Here is a 17928-nt window from a genome sequence, read left to right as displayed (position 1 = left end):
GCCATGACCACCACGACGGACAGCAGCACTGAAAAGCGCCCCTTCAACCTCTCGCGCTGGGCGATCGGACATCCGAGCATCGCCCGCTTCCTGTTCGGGCTGATCATCCTGGCCGGCGCGCTCGGCCTGATGCGCATGGGCCAGAAGGAAGATCCGGACTTCACCTTCCGCGTCATGGTGGTGCAGGCGATCTGGCCGGGCGCCTCGATCCAGGACATGGAGGACCAGGTCGTCAACAAGATCGAGCGCAAGCTGCAGGAAACGCCGCATCTCGATTTCGTGCGCTCCTACACCCGCGCCGGCAGCGCCATCATCACGCTGCAGGTCAAAGGCGACACCAATGCCGAGGAGGTGAAGGACGCCTTCTACCAGGTGCGCAAGAAGGTCGGCGATATTTCCAACGAATTGCCGCAAGGCCTGCTCGGTCCCTACTTCAATGACGAGTTCGGTGACACCTTCATCACGCTGCATTCGATCAGCGGCGACGGCTTCACCTATCCGGAGCTGAAGAAGTTCGCCATCCAGGCGCGCGATATGCTGCTGACGACCCCGGGGGTCGAGAAGGCCGTCATCATCGGTGACCAGCCGGAGAAGATCTATATTGACGTCTCGTCCAAGGCGCTGGCCGAACGCGGCCTGACCATCGTCGACTTGCAGAACGCCGTGAAGGGGCAGAACGCCGTCGATCCCGCAGGCTCGGTCGACACCGGCCTGCGCTCCGTGCGCATCTCGGTTGAGGGCGATGTCACCAAGGCCGCGGATATCCGCGAGTTGAGGCTGCGCTCCGGCAGCCAGGTGACGCGCCTCGGCGATATCGCCACCGTCTCGTCCGGCCTCGAGGACCCTTATGAGCGCAAATATCGCTTCAACGGCCATGAGAGCGTCCAGGTCGGCGTCGTCATGGCCAAGGGTTTCAACGTCAGGGATGTCGGCAAGGATGTCGAGGCGACCTACCAGCGCTTCGAGGCTGGGCTGCCCTACGGCGTTTCGGTCGATCAGATCTCGGATCAGCCGGAGGTGGTCAAGGACGCGGTGAGCGAATTCATGGAAGCGCTCGGCGAAGCGCTGCTGATCGTGCTCGCCGTCTCGCTGCTGTCGATCGGCTGGCGCTCCGGCCTGGTGATCGCCATCGCCATCCCGCTGGTCTTGGCCGCCACCTTCGCCATCATGTACGAGATCGGCATCGACCTGCAGCGCATCTCGCTCGGCGCGCTGATCATCGCGCTCGGCCTGCTTGTCGACGACGCCATGATCGTCGTCGAGATGATGGAGCGAAAGCTGGAGGAGGGGCTGGTCAAGATCGAGGCGGCGAGCTTCGCCTACACCTCGACCGCCTTCCCGATGCTCACTGGAACGCTGATCACCACGGCGGGCTTTATCCCCGTCGGCTTCGCGGCATCCACCGCCGGCGAATATGTGCGCACGCTGTTCTATGTCGTCGGCATCGCGCTGGTCGTGTCGTGGTTCGTCGCGGTCTATTTCACGCCGTGGCTGGGCTACATGATCCTCAAGCAGCGCAAGCATGCCGGCACCCATCACGATGTCTTCGACACCGGCTTCTACCGCCGCCTGCGCGCGACGGTCGCCTGGGCCGTGCGGCACCGCATCATCGTTCTGGTAATGACGCTGGTCACTTTCGCCACCAGCCTATGGGCCTTCCAGTTCATCCCGCAGAATTTCTTCCCGCAATCCTCGCGTCCGGAAATCCTCGTCGATCTCTGGCTGCCGGAAGGCACCTCGATCAAGGAGGTCGAGAACCAGGCCAAGGCGCTCGAAGCCAAGATGATGGACGATCCCGACAAGCGCTTCATCGCCACCTATATCGGCGAAGGTGCCCCGCGCTTCTTCCTGCCGCTCGACCAGCAGCTCAGGAATCCCAACTTCGCCCAGCTCCTCGTGATGGCCAAGGACGAGCCGGCGCGCGAGCGGCTGATCATCAAGATGCGCGGCATCCTCGCCAAGGACTTCCCGTCGATCCGCGGCAAGGTCGACCGCCTCTTCCTCGGACCGCCGACCGGCTGGCCGGTGCAGATGCGTATCATGGGTCCGGACCGCCAGGAGGTGCGCCGCATCGCCGACGAGGTGAAGGCGAAGTTCCAGGCCAATCCGTTGCTCGGCGCCATCCATGATGATTGGCTGGAACCCGTGCCGGCGATGAAGCTGGTGATCGACCAGGATCGCGCTCGCGCCCTTGGCGTCACCTCGCAGCGTATCCGCCAGATGCTGCAGGCCACCATGTCCGGTGCGCAGCTCGACGACTTCCGCGACGGCGAGGAGACGGTGTCGATCGTCGCCCGCGAGCCGGAGGCGACCCGCCACCTGCTGTCCTCGGTCGACTCCGTCTACATCCCGACCGACTTCGGCGGCTCGGTGCCGCTCTCGCAGGTGGCCAAGATCGTACCGGTCATGGAGCAGGGCGTCGAATGGCGGCGCGACCGCCTGCCGACGATCAGCGTGCGCGCCACGCTGCCGGACGGCGTGCAGTCGAACGACGTCGTCACCAAGATGTACAACGACATGAAGGACCTGCGCGCCGGCCTTGCGCCTGGCTATAAGATCGAGATCCAGGGCGGCGCCGAGGATTCGGCCGAGAGCCAGGCCTCGATCGCCGCCAAGGCGCCGATCATGCTGGCGATCATCGTCGTGCTCTTGATGGTCCAGCTGCAGCATTTCGGCAAGTCGATGCTGGTGCTGGCCACCGGTCCGCTCGGCATCATTGGCGCCGCGGCGGCACTTCTGATCAGTGGCGCGCCCTTCGGCTTCGTCGCCATCCTTGGCGTTATCGCGCTGCTCGGCATCATCATGCGCAACTCGATCATCCTGGTCGACCAGATCGATCAGGACATCGCGGCCGGCATGGATCGATCGGAGGCCATCGTGGGTGCCGCCGTGCGCCGCTTCCGGCCGATCATGCTGACCGCGCTCACCGCCGTGCTGGCGCTGATCCCGATCTCGCGCGCCGTCTTCTGGGGGCCGCTCGCCTACGCCATGATGGGCGGCATCCTCGTCGCCACCGTGCTCACCATCCTGGTGCTGCCGGCCGGCTACGCGCTGTTCTTCGGCCGCGCGCCGAAGAAGGCCAAGACCGACGAGCAGGCGCCGGAGCCGGAGAAGATCGAAGGCATCGAACGGCCGCAGCTGGCACTGGCCGCGGAATAGAAAATAGACGTGGCGACCTGAGCGCAATTCCAGGAAAAGTGTGAGCGGTTTTCCGTCCGGAATTGCGTAAAACAAAGGCATCATCCGCCATCGGCGAAAGCCGGTGGCGGATGATCCGCATCAAGGGCCAGCTGGGCGAAAATACTCCGCGGCAGGGCTTCGGCAAAACAGAATTCCTTTTCAGCGGCGCGATGCGGGCCGATCCTGCGTTCGGCAACGCTCGTCATCGCTGGATCATTCCCCATGTCAGAAAAACGGCAATTGCGGCTCGGCGCCTTCATGCGGCCTGTCAGTCTTCACACCGGCGCCTGGCGCTATCCGGGCGCCTATCCCGACGCCAACTTCAACTTCGCGCATCTCAAGCGATTCGCGCAGACGCTCGAGGCGGCGAAGTTCGACGCCTTCTTCATGGCCGATCATCTGGCCGTTCTCAACATGCCGATCGAGGCGCTGCGGCGCAGCCACACGGTGACATCCTTCGAGCCGTTCACGCTGCTGTCGGCGCTTGCCGCCGTCACCGACCACATCGGCCTGGTCGCCACCGCATCGACGACTTTCGACGCGCCCTATCACATTGCGCGGCGCTTCGCCTCGCTCGACCATATCAGCGGCGGACGCGCCGGCTGGAACATCGTCACCACGTCCAATCCCGACGCGGCGCTGAATTTCGGCCTCGACGAGCATGTCGAGCATGACGAGCGCTACCACCGGGCGCGCGAGTTCTACGATGTCGTCACCGGGTTGTGGGACAGTTTTGCCGACGACGCCTTCATCCGCGACGCGGAGAGCGGCCTCTACTTCGATCCATCGAAACTGCATGTGCTCGACCACAAGGGCGAGCACCTGTCTGTGCGAGGGCCGCTCAACATCGCCAGGCCGGTGCAGGGCTGGCCGGTCATCGTCCAGGCCGGCGCGTCTGACGTCGGACGCCAGCTGGCCGCCGAGACGGCGGAGGTGATCTTCGCTGCGCCGCCCGACCTGGCATCCGGCCAGCGCTTCCTTGCCGACGTGAAGAGCCGAGCGGAAAAGCTCGGCCGCGCGCGCGACGACATCAAGATCCTGCCCGGCGCCTTCGTCATCGTCGGCGACAGTGTCGAGGAGGCGCGGGCCAAGCGCGCGAAGCTGGATAGCCTCGTCTATTACGAGAGCGGCATCGCCTCGCTGTCGATCGCGATCGGCCACGACGCGTCCGGTTTCGATCCGGACGGACCATTGCCGGACATTCCGGAAACCAATGCCTCGAAGAGCAGCCGCGAACGCGTCATTGAATTGGCGCGCAAGGAAAATCTCACCGTTCGCCAGCTAGCGCAGCGGCTCGGCGGCTATTCCGGACTGGCTTTCGTTGGTACCCCGAAAACCATCGCCGACGAGATGGAGGAATGGCTGCTCACCGACGGTTCCGACGGCTTCAATGTCATGTTTCCTTACCTGCCCGCGGGGCTCGACGACTTCACCGAGAAGGTGGTGCCCGAGCTGCAGCGGCGCGGGATCTTCAGGCGCGAATATGAAGGATCGACGCTGCGCGAGAATCTCGGCCTGAAGCGGCCGCCGAACCGGTTCTTCGAAGAAACGGCCGTCCGCAAGGCTGGCTGATCTCAGCTTCGACAAACTCGCCAAAAGCAAACGGGCGCGCCGAAGCGTGCCCGTTTCCTTCGGGTTGCCACGTCAGATGACGAACACCCAGTTGGCGATGAGCATCACGATCACGCCGGCGGCGAGCGTCAGATAGGGCAGCATGCCCGCCTTCTTGACCGAGAGGTCTGCCCCCGCCATGCCGAGGTCGGCCATCATATGATCGGGGAATTTGCCGCCATCCTGGATGTAATGGCGGAAGCAGAACACCGGGATGATCAAGGCAGCCGTGATCAGGCCGGCCCACAGCGCCATCGGGTTCCACACCTTGGCGCCGGCGCCCATGAAGATGGCGTTGACATAGGCGAAGATGGCGCCGATGCCGAGCAGCCAGGTCGGCGCCCGCCACGGCCGCGTGATGTGGCCGTTGTCGATGCGGTGGATCCAGCCGGCATTGAGGTTGAGGAAGTTGAAGATGATGTAGCCGCAGTTCGACACGGCGAGGATGAAGAAGAAGCTCGTCGCGTCGGCCGATGCGATGGCCAGCACGATCAGGTTGAAGATCAGGTCGGTCCACATCGCCCGCGTCGGCGCGCCGTGCTCGTTGACATGGCTGAGATAGCGCGGCAGCCAGCCGTCGACCGAGCCCTGGTAGAGCGTGCGCGAGGAGCCGGCCATCGCCGTCATGATGCAGAGCACCAGCGCCAGGATCATCAGCATGACCAGCAGGCTGTGGATGATCTTGCCGCCGCCGACCATGCCGGCCAGCGCGTCGGCGACGCCCGAGCCGTCGACGATCGGCGTCGCAAGCATGCCGTTCAGGCCCAGCACGCCCTGGAAGGTGAAGGGCACCAGGATGAACAACAGCATGCAAAGCAGGCCGGAATAGAAGATCGCCTTGAACGTGTCGGTGCCGGGGTTCTTGAACTCCGACGTGTAGCAGACCGCGGTCTCGAAGCCGTAGGTCGACCATGCGGCAATGAACATGCCGCCCAGCACCAAGGTCCAGCCGGCGATGTTCCACGAACCGGGGTCGGGCGCATAGGCCGCCGCCAGCGGCACCAGCGGCGAGAAGTTGGCGTAGTCGATCTGGCCGGTGATGATCGGCACCACGCCGACGATCAGCATCGGGATGATGACCAGCAGACCGATATATTTCTGCACATTGGCCGTGCCGAGGATGCCGCGATGCTGGATGGCGAAAATGACCAGCATCAGCACCGCGCCGATGAAGAAGGTTGCGTTGAGCGTGAAGGAGACCGGGCCGAGCGTATGTCCCCACAGCGTCCAGTTGCGGATCGCCGGTGTCGCCGCGGCCGTCACCGCGGCGATGGCGTCGGCGGGAGCCGTCCCGGCATGCGCGGCGATGTAGGCGACGACCTCCGGCGAGGTCTCGGAGAAGACCGGGATCGGCGCCAGCGCGTTGAGGATGTAGGCGGCGGCGATGGAGCAGCCGAGCGACAGCACCGGCGACCAGGCGAACCAGTTGCACCACACCGACAGCGGCGCGATGAATTTCGAATAGCGCAGCCAGGCGGTAGCGCCGTAGATCGAGGCGCCGCCCGACTTGTTCGGGAACAGGCCGGCAATCTCCGCATAGGTGAAGGATTGCAGGAAACCCATGATCATGGACACCGTCCAGATCAGGAAGGCCAGGGTTCCGGTCGTGCCGGCAATGCCGCCGATCGAGAACAGGACCAGCGCCGGAACGCCGCTCGCCACCCAGAAGGCGCCACGCCAGTCGATATGCCTGAGCAGCTTGCTTTCGGCAGGCTGCTCCAGGGCCGTGCTTATCGTGCTCATATCTTGTGTCTTCCCCTTTTTTCTGTTCCCCGCCGGCGACGCTTCGGCTGTTGCGAAGCTTGCTCCCCGGCCACTATGGCCCGACCGTCGTGTTTCCACTCAGTCGTATTTTTTTCTTTAGAGTGAAGATTGATCCAGCGCGCTTTCGCGTCAAGCGTTTTGTGGATGTCATGCACATCACGCTTGCGAAACATTGATCCGACCGCCGTCGGCGGCGGCCGGCGAGGGTCGGATCTGGCCTTTGGAGGCGTATCAGGATCGCGGCTTGGTCTTCTGCGGATCGTAATGGGCAAAAGCCACGACGCGTGCCGGCAGCCGCTTGGCATGGCCGTCGAGCTTGCCGATCTCGACCTCGGTGCCGATGTCGGCATGGGTGACGTCGAGCCTTGCCAGCGCGATGGTCTTGCCGAGCACCGGCGAGCGCATGCCGGAAGTGACGACGCCGATTTGGGCGCGGCCGATATGGACGCAGTCGCCATGGCCGACCGGGATGTTGGCGTCGACGTCGAGGCCGACAAGCTTCGTCTGCGGATGCTCCTTGCGCCGGATCAGCGCGTCGCGGCCGATGAAGTCGTCGGCCTTGGTCTTCAGCGGCACGGTGAAACCGATGCCGGCCTCGAACGGATCGGTCTGATCGGAGAATTCGTAGCCGGCGAAGATCAGACCGGCCTCGATGCGCACCATGTCCAGCGCCTGCAGGCCCATCGGTTTCAGCCCGTGCGGCTGGCCGGCTTCCCAGACTGCGTCGAACACCTTTTCGGCGTCGCGCGGATGGCACCAGATCTCATAGCCGAGCTCGCCGGTATAGCCGGTGCGCGAGACGACGATCGGCACGCCATTGCCGCCGCCGATGCGCGCGACCGCGAAGCGGAACCATTCGAGCTCGCCGATCGAGGGCTGGACCGGCGAGGTCCAGACGACTTCCTTCAAGATGTCGCGGCTCTTCGGCCCCTGCACGGCGATGTTGTGCATCTGGTCGGTGGAGGAGCGCACCAGCACGTTGAGGCCGAGCTTCGTGGCCGTCTCGCGCAGCCATTCGCCGGAAAGATCGTCGCCGCCGACCCAGCGGAAATTGTCCTTGCCGAGCCTGAGCAGCGTGCCGTCGTCGATCATGCCGCCATGCTCGTAGCACATCGCCGTATAGACGACCTGGCCGACGCCAAGCTTCCTGACGTCGCGGGTCAGCGTGTATTGCAGCAGCGCCTCGGCGTCCGGTCCGGTCACCTCGAACTTGCGCAGCGGCGACAGGTCCATGATCACCGCATCCTGCCGGCAGGCCCAGTATTCGGCGATAGGCCCTTCCTTGGCGAAGGAATTGGCCAGCCAATAGCCCCTGTATTCGACGAAGTCGCGCGTGTGCTTGGCAAAGCTCGAATGAAAGGCTGTCTCGCGGGTCATTTTGGGTTCCGAGTCGGGCTTCATGCGTCTGGCGATCGCTCGCGAGAATTTGTGCTGGCCGGAATAGGTCCGCACATGGATGTCGGTGAGGTCCCAGCCATTGGCGGGCGTGGGGTCGTCCGGGCAGGCCGAGGACACGCAGACGATGTCGGTCAGCGCGCGCAGCAAAACATAGTCGCCCGGCCGCGACCACGGCTCGTCCGACACCATCACGCCATGCGCGTCGATCGCCGTGTTGAAGAAGAAGTTGATCGCCATCCAGCCGGCGCGGGGCGTGACACCCTTGTCGGCAAGCGCCTTGTTGAAGTTCTCCGAGCAGTTGGTGTGGCCGGGATAGCCGATGTCGTCGTAATATTTGGCGGCGCAGGCGAGCGCGAAGGCATCGTGCCGGCCGCATGTGTCCTGCACCACCTCGACCAGCGGCTCCATGTCCTGGTCGTAATATTTCGAATGCAGGCCGGGCATCGGATAGGCCGAGCCCATCAGCGTGCGCGTCGTCGTCACATCGAGCGGCAGGTCGTGCCCCTTGTCCAGTTTGCGCGCCGAAAAGCACTGGAAATCGGTGCACTGCCGGCCGTCGACGTCGATGATCTGCAGATAGTCGCCGGCCCTGACGAAATAGGATTCGGCGGTCGCCGAATGAACCCTGAGATCGAGCACCGGATCGGCGAGCGGATCGGCAAGCTGCCCTCTTGTCTTCAGCCGGATCGTGGCGCGGCGCACCAGGACGGTCAGCGGCGTCGCCGTGTTGTGGCCATCGACCAGCATAGGCCCGCCGGGCGCCGCGATCAGCAGCGCGCCGTCGCGCTGCACGGTAAAACTCTGCTCGGTGCCGGCCGGCGTGGCGCCGCCGAACACGCGCACGGCTTTCGGTTGGTCGAGTTCCACCTTGCGGCGCTCGAGGCTGAGGCGAACCGCCGAGAGACTGTCGTCCCCTTCGGCAAGGAGCGCCTTGATGCCGGCCGCATTGCTGTTCGACCTCTCACCGAAAATGCCGGGATCGGTGATCCCCGTTTTATCCCAGGCCAGCAATTCGCAAGGCTGCCCGCCCTCGACATTGGTCACACTGACGCTGTCGCCCGCCTCGACGTCGATGAGCACCGCGCCATTACCCTGCACTGTGTAGCGCTCCAGGCCCGGCGGCAGGCGGATCTCGCCAGACCTCAGGATCAAGCTCGGACGCGGCGGCCCGGACAGGACGGCAGGGTAGGGCGACTGGCTCATCTGAAACCCTCCTCCGAGCGAGAAACTAGTTTGCCTGTGTGTAAAATTATTTTCGCTGAGAGAATAGCAGGGTGAGGGCTTTTGGCAAGGCGGGACTTCCCTTCTCCCCTTGTGGGAGAAGGTGGATCGGTGCGATAGCGCCGAGACGGATGAGGGGTGTTCCAGCGGAGTGAGACGCTGGAGTTCCCTGAAGCCCCCCTCATCCGTCGCCTTCGGCGACACCTTCTCCCACAAGGGGAGAAGGAGAGGGCGCGCGTCGCTACGCCAAGTCTTCTGAATAGCCGATCGTGACGCCATACTCGGCGGCCGAGTCCAGGATGGTGTGCCACAGGCTCTCGGCAAAAGTGGCAAACACCAGGAGATTGAAAACAGCCTGGCCATTGCGATCACCACCGCGCCACAGCGTGACACTCGTGTGATCCATCGAGGTCGCGGCCGCCGCACCTACGCCAAGTACACTGGGATGCAGGTCGATTGACGACAGCTTGGCGAGCATTGCCCGCGCCTTATCTCCGGAGACGCTGATCAACGCCCGGGCATGCGACTGGTCGGACAGCGATGCCGAACCGGCAAAGACGGGTGCAAGCGCCTCAATCGAATGCTTGCCGCCCTTGGACAGCAAAAGGAACTGGTCCGGTCCCGACCAGATCAGCGACACGTCCGACGTGCCGATCGCCTTGGGCGTCTCCGGCGCGGCAACGCCGAAGCGCGCCTTCGCAGCCGCTATCATTTCGCCGGCCTTGCCGCGCCGCGCCATCACCTGCACGAGATCGAAATTGCGGATCTCGGTCAGCGCCACGCCGGCGTTGCGCTGCGCGCCGTAAGGGCCGGCGACCAGTGCTCGCTCGAGCGGGCTGCGGACGTCCCAGGAAAACTCAGCCACGCTGGCGCCCTCCATCCGGATCGTAGAAGACGGAATTGCAGAGCTCGACATCGTAGTCCTCTGAGCGCAGCGGATCATGCGCGCGCACGATCTCGCCGATCCGCTCGCGGCCGCGCTCGACGAGGCCGAGCCCGATCCACTGGTCGAGCACCGGCGAGAAGCAGACCGAGGTGACATAGCCCTGGTCGTTCTCGGGGCCGGGGGTCTCGCCTTTCGGAATGATGTGCGCGCCTGAGCGCAGGCGGCGAGCCTTGTCGGTCGGCTTGATGCCGACGACAACCTGCCGGTTGGGCGCGACCAATGCCTCGCGGCCGGCCATGACGCGGCCGACAAAGTCCTTCTTGGTCGACATCATCTTGCCGAGGCCGAGATCGCCCGCCGTGGTGGTGCCGTTGAGCTCGGGTCCGGCGACATGGCCTTTTTCGATGCGCATCACACCGAGCGCTTCGGTGCCGTAAGGCGTCACGCCGAATGGCTCGCCCGCAATCATCAAATTGCGCGCCATCGCTTCGCCATAACGTGCCGGCACCGAAATCTCGAACGCCATCTCGCCGGAGAAGGAAATGCGGAACAGCCGCGCTTTCAGGCCGCCGCGCAGCTTGACCTCGCGCGCGCCCATGAACGGGAAACCTTCGTTCGACAGGTCCTCGGCCGGATCGACGACCTCCTTCAAGAGATCACGCGTCTTCGGTCCGGCGATGGAGAACTGCGCCCACTGATCGGAGACCGACGTGAGTTGCACGTCGAGTTCGGGGAACAGCACCTGGCGGCAGAATTCCAGATGCTGCATCACCAGCCCGGCTTTCGCCGTCGTGGTGGTGAGGAAATAATGGTCCTCGGCCAGACGCGAGGTCGTGCCGTCGTCATAGACGATGCCGTCCTCGCGCAGCATCAGCCCGTAGCGCGCCTTGCCGACGGCGAGGCTGGAGAAGGCATTGATGTAGACACGGTCGAGGAAGGCCCCGGCGTCCGGGCCGTGCACGTCGATCTTGCCGAGTGTCGAGACGTCGCAGAAGCCGACGCCCGAGCGCACCGCCTTGACCTCGCGCGTCACCGATTCCAGCCAGTCCTTCTCGCCCGCGCGGGGGTACCATTGGGCGCGTTTCCAAAGCCCGGTGTCGACGAAGATCGCGCCTTGTTCGGCCGCCCAGTGATGCGACGGCGTCAGCCGCGTCGCATGGAAATTCTCGTCGCGGTGATGGCCGGCGAACGCGCCGATGGCGACCGGCACATAAGGCGGCCGGTAGATCGTCGTGCCGGTCTCGGGAATGGATTTGCCGCTGACCGCCGCCATGATGGCGAGGCCTGCGACATTCGAGGTCTTGCCCTGGTCGGTCGCCATGCCGAGCGTGGTGTAGCGTTTCAGATGCTCGACCGATTGAAAACCTTCGCGCTGCGCCAGCTCGACATCCGAAGCCGTGACGTCATGCTGCTGGTCGACGAAGGCCTTGCCCTTGCCGGCGACATGCCAGAGCGGGGTGATCGAAAAGGCCTCGTCGTCGGCGACCGGCATCGGGCCGATATTGCCGCTGCGTCCGGCATCGCGTGCGGCGGCAGCGCCGGCTTCGAATCCTTCGCGCAGGCAGGCGCCGAGACCGAAGGCGCCGTTGGCGGCGCCCGCGGCGACCATGCCGGGCGGCGCGCCGTCCGGCACGAAGGCGGCGATGTCGTCGCGCCATTTCGGCCGGCCGCGATGATAGGAGGTGAGGCCGACCGCCGGGTTCCAGCCGCCCGAGACGGCGAGCCCGTCGGCCTCGACCTCGGCGCGCGCGCCGCCGGTCAGTGAGACGGAAATCTTGCGCACGCCGGTCTTGCCGCCATCGACAGCGGAGACCGAGCCGTGCAGCACCGGAAAGCCGCCCTTGCTGGCCAGCGAGCGATGCGCCGGCGAAACATCCGGCCGCGCATCGATCACCGCCGCCACCTGCAGTCCGGCGGCGATCGCCGTTTCGGCCGTGCGCCAGCCATCCTCATTGTTGGTGAAGAGCGCAATGCGCCTCGCCGGCGTGGCGGCGTAGCGGTTGATGTAGCTGCGCATGGCCGACGCCATCATCACGCCCGGCGTATCGTTGCCTGCAAAGACGATGGGACGTTCGATCGCGCCGGCGGCAACCACGCAGCGCTCGGCCACAATCCGCCACAGCCGCTGCCGCACCTGATGTTCCGGCGGCACCGGCAGATGGTCGTTGACGCGCTCGATCGCGCCATAGGTGCCGCCGTCATAGACGCCGAACAAAGTCGTGCGCGTCATGATGCGCACATCCGGCATCGCCTCAAGTTCAGCGACCGCCCGCGCGATCCATTCGGCGGCGGGCAATCCGTCGATCGTGCCGCCATCGGCAAGCAGCCGCCCACCAAGGACGAAATCCTCCTCGCACAGGATGACGCGCGCGCCGCTACGGCCGGCGGCAAGGGCAGCCGCCAGACCAGCCGGCCCGGAACCCGCGATCACCACGTCACAATGCGCCCAGGCCTTGTCATAGTGGTCGGGATCGGAAACGCCCGCCGCGCGACCGAGGCCGGCGGCGCGGCGGATCGCCGGCTCATAGATCGCTTCCCAGAATTTTGCCGGCCACATGAAAGTCTTGTAGTAGAAGCCGGCGACGAAGATCGGCGCGAACAACTGGTTGACAGACATGAGGTCGAAATTGAGCGACGGCCAGCGATTCTGGCTGGCGGCTTCGAGGCCTTCATAGAGCTCGGCCGTGGTCGCCTTGGTGTTCGGCTCGCGCCTGGCGCCGCTGCGCAATTCGACCAGCGCGTTGGGCTCTTCCGAACCTGCGGTCAGGATGCCGCGCGGGCGATGGTACTTGAACGAGCGGCCGACCAGCTTGACGCCATTGGCGACCAGCGCCGAAGCCAGCGTGTCGCCCTTGAAGCCCAAAAAAGTCTTGCCGTCGAAGCGGAAGCTGAGCGCGGTCGAGCGATCGATGAGGCCGCCGGATGTGAGACGGTTTGCCTGATCGCCGGCCATCACGCACCAACCTTGGCGGCGCCGGCGCCTGCAGCCGCCTCGACCGCCGAAATCTCATGCGTCAGCGTGTTGCGAGTGACCTTCAGCCACGCCCGGCAACCGCCGCCGTGGTACCAGTGCTCGCTCATCACGCCGGCGATGTTGTCGCGCAGATAGACGTAGTCGTAGACGGCGTCCGCGTCGGCTTCGGCCGCGGGGCGTTGTGGCTTGGCGTCACCGAGATAGGTGAACTCGCCGAGCTCGCGTTCGCCGCAGAAAGGACAGGTGATACGCATGGTCTTCTGGCGGCCTCAGTGCATGATGCCAAAAAGTGTGAAGCGGTTTTTGGATAACATCATGCTCAATCTCTAATGCAGGTTCGGTTGGGCGCCCTGGCCCTTCTCGTCGATCATGGCGCCGCGCTGGAAGCGGTCGAGCCGGAAGCGGGCGGCCTCCTTGTGCGACTCGTCACGCGCCAGAAGATGAGCGAAGACGAAGCCTGAGCCGGGCGTCGCCTTGAAGCCGCCATAGCACCAGCCGGCATTGATATAGAGGCCGTCGACCGGGCTCTTGTCGATGATCGGCGAGCCGTCCATCGACATGTCCATGATGCCGCCCCATTGGCGCAAGAGCCGCACGCGGCCGATCATCGGGATCAGCGCCATGCCGCCTTCGCAGACATCCTCGATCACCGGCAGATTGCCGCGCTGGGCATAGGAATTGTAGCCGTCGATGTCGCCGCCGAACACCAGCCCGCCTTTGTCCGACTGGCTGACATAGAAATGTCCGGCGCCGAAGGTCATGACATTGGGCAAGAGCGGTTTGATCGCTTCGGAGACAAACGCCTGCAGCACATGGCTTTCGATCGGCAGGCGCAGGCCGGCCATCGCCGCCACGCGCGAGGAAGAACCCGCCACCGCCATGCCGACCTTGCCGGCGCCGATCTTGCCGCGCGAGGTCTCGACGCCCGTCACCTTGCCGTTGGTATCCCGCGTGAAGCCGGTGACCTCGCAATTCTGGATGATGTCGACGCCGAGCGCGCTCGCCGCATGCGCATAGCCCCAGACCACCGCGTCATGCCGCGCCGTACCGCCGCGCCGCTGCAGCAGCCCGCCCTGGATTGGAAAGCGCGCATTCTCGAAATTCAGGAATGGCAGCATTTTGCGCAGCGCCGCCTGGTCGAGCAGCTCGGCGTCGATGCCGTTGATGCGCATGGTGTTGCCGCGCCGGGCGAAGGCGTCGCGCTGCGCGTCGGAATGGTAGAGGTTGAGCACGCCGCGCTGGCTGACCATGGCGTTGTAGTTGAGGTCCTGCTCCATCCGCTCCCACAGCTTCATCGAAAGCTCGTAGAATCCGGTGTTGCCGGGGAGGCCGTAATTGGAGCGGATGATGGTGGTGTTGCGGCCGGCATTGCCGGAGCCGATCCAGCCCTTCTCCAGCACGGCGACGTTGCGGATGCCGAACTCGCTGGCCAAGAACCAGGCGGTGGCAAGTCCGTGCCCGCCACCGCCGATGATCACCACGTCGTAGCGATCCTTTGGCGCCGCATCGCGCCAGGTCGGCTTCCAGTTCTTGTGGCCGGAGAGGGCGGCGCGGGCGAGCGAGAAGATCGAATATTTCATTGCGTCATTCCGAGGCCGCTCACCCGCAACGCTGGACCCTTTCTTGATGCATCGGATTTACCCGAAAACCGCTTCGCACTTTTCGGTCCGATGCTCTAGATATCCAGCGTGTGGTCGCGCTCCCACTGCGTGAAGTGCGAAGCATAGGAATTCCATTCCTGCTGCTTCAGCTTTAGATATGCCGACGAAAATTCCTCACCCAGCGCCGCCTTGAGTGATTTGTCGTTGTCGAACTCGCGCAGCGCGTCAAGCAGGTTGAGCGGCAGCTTCGGCGCATCCGTGACGGTATGGCCGAACTGGTACATGTCGATATCGTAGCGCTTGCCGGGGTCGGCCTTGGAGCGGATGCCGTCGAGGCCGGCGGCGATGATCACGGCCTGCAAGAGATAAGGGTTGGCGGCGCCGTCGGGCAGGCGCAGCTCGAAGCGTCCAGGCCCAGGCACGCGCACCATGTGGGTGCGGTTGTTGCCGGTCCAGGTCACCGTGTTCGGCGCCCAGGTCGCGCCCGAAATGGTGCGCGGCGCGTTGATACGCTTGTAGGAGTTGACCGTCGGATTGGTGATCGCGGCAAGCGCCGAGGCATGCTTCATGATGCCGCCGAGGAAGTTCCTGCCCTTGGCGGAGAGGCCGAGCTCTTCCGAATTGTCGGCGAAGACGTTGGTCTTGCCGGCCTCGTCCCACACCGAGATATGCGCATGGCAGCCATTGCCGGTCAGGCCTTGGAAGGGCTTGGGCATGAACGTCGCGCGTAGGCCATGCTTTTCCGCGATCGACTTGACCATGAACTTGAAGAAGGAGTGCTTGTCGGCCGTCGCCAGCGCGTGGTCGAAGGTCCAGTTCATCTCGAACTGGCCGTTGGCGTCCTCATGGTCGTTCTGGTACGGGCCCCAGCCCAGCGCCAGCATATGGTCGCAGATCTCTGCGATCACATCATAGCGGCGCATCACCGCCTGCTGGTCGTAGCAGGGCTTCGAGGCTGTGTCGTATTCGTCGGAGATCGCCTTGCCGTCCGGCGAGATCAGGAAGAACTCGGCCTCGACGCCGGTCTTGACATGCATGCCGTCGCGGGCGGCTTCGTCGATCACCCGCTTCAGCGTGTTGCGCGGCGCCTGGTCGACGAGCTTGTCATCCATCACGCAGGTGGCCGCCACCCAGGCGACGTCTTTCTTCCACGGCAATTGGATGACCGAATCCGGGTCCGGCACCGCCAGCATGTCCGGATGCGCCGGCGTCAGGTCGAGCCAGGTCGCGAAACCGGCAAAGCCGGCGCCGTCCTTCTGCATGTCGGCGATCGCCTGCGCCGGCACCAGCTTGGCACGCTGCCCGCTGAACAGGTCGGTGTAGGAGATCATGAAATATTTGACGCCGTTCTCCTTGGCGAATGCGGCGAGATCGTTCCCCATTATAGTTCCTCGCTTATGTAGTCTTGGAAGTTATACTAGAAGCCGTTCTTTCCCGGTATCCAGTTGGTGCCGGCCAAAGGCACCCCGGCCATGGCGGCGGATTCGATGGTAAGCGCGACGAGATCCTCGGGCTCCAGATTGTGCAGGCTGTTCTTGCCGCAGGCGCGAGCAATCGTCTGCGCCTCCAGCGTCATCACCTTGAGGTAATTCGCCAGGCGTCGTCCGGCCGCGATCGGATCGACCCGCTTCATCAGTTCGGGGTCCTGCGTGGTGATGCCGGCCGGGTCGCGGCCCTCGTGCCAGTCGTCATAGGCGCCGGCCGTGGTGCCCAGCGCATTGTATTCCGCCTCCCAGCGCGGATCGTTGTCGCCGAGCGCGACGAGCGCCGCCGTGCCGATCGACACCGCATCGACGCCGAGCGCCAGCGCCTTGGCGACATCGGCGCCATTGCGGATGCCACCGGAGATGATGAGCTGCACCTTGCGGTGCATGCCGAGGTCCTGCAGCGCTTGCACGGCCGGCCTGATGCAGGCGAGCGTCGGCTGGCCGACATTCTCGATGAACACTTCCTGGGTTGCGGCCGTGCCGCCCTGCATGCCGTCGATCACGACGACGTCGGCGCCGGCCTTCACCGCGAGCGCGGTGTCGTAGTAGGGGCGGGCACCGCCGACTTTGACATAGATCGGCTTTTCCCAGTCGGTGATCTCGCGCAGCTCGAGGATCTTGATCTCGAGATCGTCCGGCCCGGTCCAGTCGGGATGGCGCGAGGCCGAGCGCTGGTCGATGCCCTTGGGCAGCGTGCGCATCTCGGCGACGCGGTCGGAAATCTTCTGGCCAAGCAGCATGCCGCCGCCGCCAGGCTTGGCCCCCTGGCCGACGACCACTTCGATGGCGTCGGCGCGGCGCAGGTCGCGCGGGTTCATGCCGTAGCGCGACGGCAGGTACTGATAGACCAGCGTCTTCGAGTGGCCGCGTTCTTCCTCGGTCATGCCGCCGTCGCCTGTGGTGGTCGATGTCCCAGCGATCGTCGCGCCGCGGCCAAGGGCTTCCTTGGCGGGACCGGAAAGCGAGCCAAAACTCATGCCGGCGATGGTGATCGGGATCTTGAGCTCGATCGGCTTCTTGGCATGGCGCGAGCCGAGCACCACCGAGGTGTCGCAGCGTTCGCGGTAGCCTTCCAGCGGATAGCGCGAGATCGAGGCGCCGAGGAACAACAGATCGTCGAAATGCGGCAGCTTGCGCTTGGCGCCGGCGCCACGGATGTCATAGATGCCGGTGGCGGCCGCGCGGCGGATTTCGGAAAGCGTGTAGTCGTCGAAGGTCGCGGATTTGCGCGGCGTCGTGGGAGGATTGTGATAGGCCATTTCTGTCCTCAATACGCGTCCGCGTTATCGATGTTGAAATTGTAGAGTTTGCGGGCCGAGCCGTAGCGCTTGAACTCCGAGGCCTTGACGCCGGTGACGCCGGCCTTGTCGAGCAGGCCCTGCAGCAATTCGATGTGCTCGGGTCGCATCTCCTTGGCGATGCAGTCGGCGCCGAGGCTTTCGACCTTGCCGCGCACGAAGAGCCGCGCCTCGTAGATGGAATCGCCCAGCGCGTCGCCGGCATCGCCTAGCACCACCAGGTTGCCGGACTGCGCCATGAAGGCCGACATGTGGCCGATATTGCCGTGCACGACGATGTCGATGCCCTTCATCGAGATGCCGCAGCGCGACGAGGCGTTGCCCTCGATGACCAGCAGGCCGCCGCGGCCGGTGGCGCCGGCATACTGGCTGGCGTCGCCCTTGATGACGATCGAGCCCGACATCATGTTCTCGCCGACGCCGGGGCCGGCCGAGCCATGCACGGTGATCGCGGCGCCGTCATTCATGCCGGCGCAGTAATAGCCGACGCTGCCGCGCACATCGATGC

General features: G+C 64.7%; 12 protein-coding genes. 2 read left to right on the top strand and 10 right to left on the bottom strand.

Features of this window, described 5'->3' with window-relative positions:
* Nucleotides 1-3 precede the first annotated feature (3 nt).
* Nucleotides 4-3159: an efflux RND transporter permease subunit gene (locus EOA23_RS03080; RefSeq protein ID WP_127302851.1), complete on the top strand. Its 3156-nt coding sequence runs from the start codon at nucleotides 4-6 to the stop codon at nucleotides 3157-3159.
* 80 nt (nucleotides 3160-3239) lie between these two features.
* On the opposite strand, the gene EOA23_RS35540 is transcribed toward EOA23_RS03080, so the two are convergent.
* Entirely contained in the window at nucleotides 3240-3386 is a 147-nt protein-coding gene (locus EOA23_RS35540) for a hypothetical protein (protein WP_189341483.1), read from the bottom strand.
* Nucleotides 3387-3402: 16 nt separating this feature from the next.
* Between EOA23_RS35540 and EOA23_RS03075 the strand changes: the two genes are divergently transcribed.
* Complete coding sequence (locus tag EOA23_RS03075; protein WP_127302850.1) at nucleotides 3403-4752, top strand: LLM class flavin-dependent oxidoreductase; 1350 nt, start codon at nucleotides 3403-3405, stop codon at nucleotides 4750-4752.
* Nucleotides 4753-4824: 72 nt separating this feature from the next.
* On the opposite strand, the gene EOA23_RS03070 is transcribed toward EOA23_RS03075, so the two are convergent.
* The 9 genes from EOA23_RS03070 to EOA23_RS03030 form a co-directional block, all read right to left on the bottom strand.
* Nucleotides 4825-6534, bottom strand: coding sequence for an APC family permease (locus tag EOA23_RS03070; RefSeq protein ID WP_127302849.1), 1710 nt, complete (start codon nucleotides 6532-6534; stop codon nucleotides 4825-4827).
* 252 nt (nucleotides 6535-6786) lie between these two features.
* Nucleotides 6787-9156, bottom strand: coding sequence for an aminomethyltransferase family protein (locus EOA23_RS03065; RefSeq protein ID WP_127302848.1), 2370 nt, complete (start codon nucleotides 9154-9156; stop codon nucleotides 6787-6789).
* A gap of 259 nt (nucleotides 9157-9415) precedes the next feature.
* Entirely contained in the window at nucleotides 9416-10039 is a 624-nt protein-coding gene (locus EOA23_RS03060) for a sarcosine oxidase subunit gamma family protein (RefSeq protein ID WP_127302847.1), read from the bottom strand.
* On the bottom strand, nucleotides 10032-13013 hold the full coding sequence (locus EOA23_RS03055; protein WP_127302846.1) for a sarcosine oxidase subunit alpha: 2982 nt from the start codon (nucleotides 13011-13013) through the stop codon (nucleotides 10032-10034). Before EOA23_RS03055 ends, EOA23_RS03060 begins: the two co-directional genes overlap by 8 nt.
* The gene (locus tag EOA23_RS03050; RefSeq protein ID WP_127302845.1) at nucleotides 13013-13288 is read right to left on the bottom strand and encodes a sarcosine oxidase subunit delta; all 276 of its coding nucleotides are present in this window, start codon (nucleotides 13286-13288) and stop codon (nucleotides 13013-13015) included. Before EOA23_RS03050 ends, EOA23_RS03055 begins: the two co-directional genes overlap by 1 nt.
* 72 nt (nucleotides 13289-13360) lie before the next feature.
* On the bottom strand, nucleotides 13361-14614 hold the full coding sequence (locus tag EOA23_RS03045; protein WP_127302844.1) for a sarcosine oxidase subunit beta family protein: 1254 nt from the start codon (nucleotides 14612-14614) through the stop codon (nucleotides 13361-13363).
* 95 nt (nucleotides 14615-14709) lie between these two features.
* On the bottom strand, nucleotides 14710-16017 hold the full coding sequence (gene glnT, locus EOA23_RS03040) for a type III glutamate--ammonia ligase (protein ID WP_126062335.1): 1308 nt from the start codon (nucleotides 16015-16017) through the stop codon (nucleotides 14710-14712).
* A 35-nt stretch (nucleotides 16018-16052) separates the two neighbouring features.
* Nucleotides 16053-17381: an FMN-binding glutamate synthase family protein gene (locus EOA23_RS03035; protein WP_126062334.1), complete on the bottom strand. Its 1329-nt coding sequence runs from the start codon at nucleotides 17379-17381 to the stop codon at nucleotides 16053-16055.
* Between the two features lie 8 nt (nucleotides 17382-17389).
* Nucleotides 17390-17928, bottom strand: a 539-nt coding sequence (locus tag EOA23_RS03030) for a GXGXG domain-containing protein (protein WP_127302843.1), incomplete at its 5' end; no start/stop codon positions are given.

The sequence above is a fragment of the Mesorhizobium sp. M2A.F.Ca.ET.042.01.1.1 genome, assembly GCF_003997405.1.
Classification (GTDB): Bacteria; Pseudomonadota; Alphaproteobacteria; order Rhizobiales; family Rhizobiaceae; genus Mesorhizobium.
The sequence above is the reverse complement of the archived record's forward strand: the minus strand, read 5'-3'. Positions and strand labels throughout refer to the sequence as shown.

Excerpts from the sequence above, each read along its gene's own strand:
- EOA23_RS03080 (WP_127302851.1), top strand. The coding sequence starts at position 4 with ATGACCACCACGACGGACAGCAGCACTGAAAAGCGCCCCTTCAACCTC.
- EOA23_RS35540 (WP_189341483.1), bottom strand. The coding sequence starts at position 3,386 with ATGACGAGCGTTGCCGAACGCAGGATCGGCCCGCATCGCGCCGCTGAA.
- EOA23_RS03075 (WP_127302850.1), top strand. The coding sequence starts at position 3,403 with ATGTCAGAAAAACGGCAATTGCGGCTCGGCGCCTTCATGCGGCCTGTC.
- EOA23_RS03070 (WP_127302849.1), bottom strand. The coding sequence starts at position 6,534 with ATGAGCACGATAAGCACGGCCCTGGAGCAGCCTGCCGAAAGCAAGCTG.
- EOA23_RS03065 (WP_127302848.1), bottom strand. The coding sequence starts at position 9,156 with ATGAGCCAGTCGCCCTACCCTGCCGTCCTGTCCGGGCCGCCGCGTCCG.
- EOA23_RS03055 (WP_127302846.1), bottom strand. The coding sequence starts at position 13,013 with ATGGCCGGCGATCAGGCAAACCGTCTCACATCCGGCGGCCTCATCGAT.
- EOA23_RS03050 (WP_127302845.1), bottom strand. The coding sequence starts at position 13,288 with ATGCGTATCACCTGTCCTTTCTGCGGCGAACGCGAGCTCGGCGAGTTC.
- EOA23_RS03045 (WP_127302844.1), bottom strand. The coding sequence starts at position 14,614 with ATGAAATATTCGATCTTCTCGCTCGCCCGCGCCGCCCTCTCCGGCCAC.
- glnT (WP_126062335.1), bottom strand. The coding sequence starts at position 16,017 with ATGGGGAACGATCTCGCCGCATTCGCCAAGGAGAACGGCGTCAAATAT.
- EOA23_RS03035 (WP_126062334.1), bottom strand. The coding sequence starts at position 17,381 with ATGGCCTATCACAATCCTCCCACGACGCCGCGCAAATCCGCGACCTTC.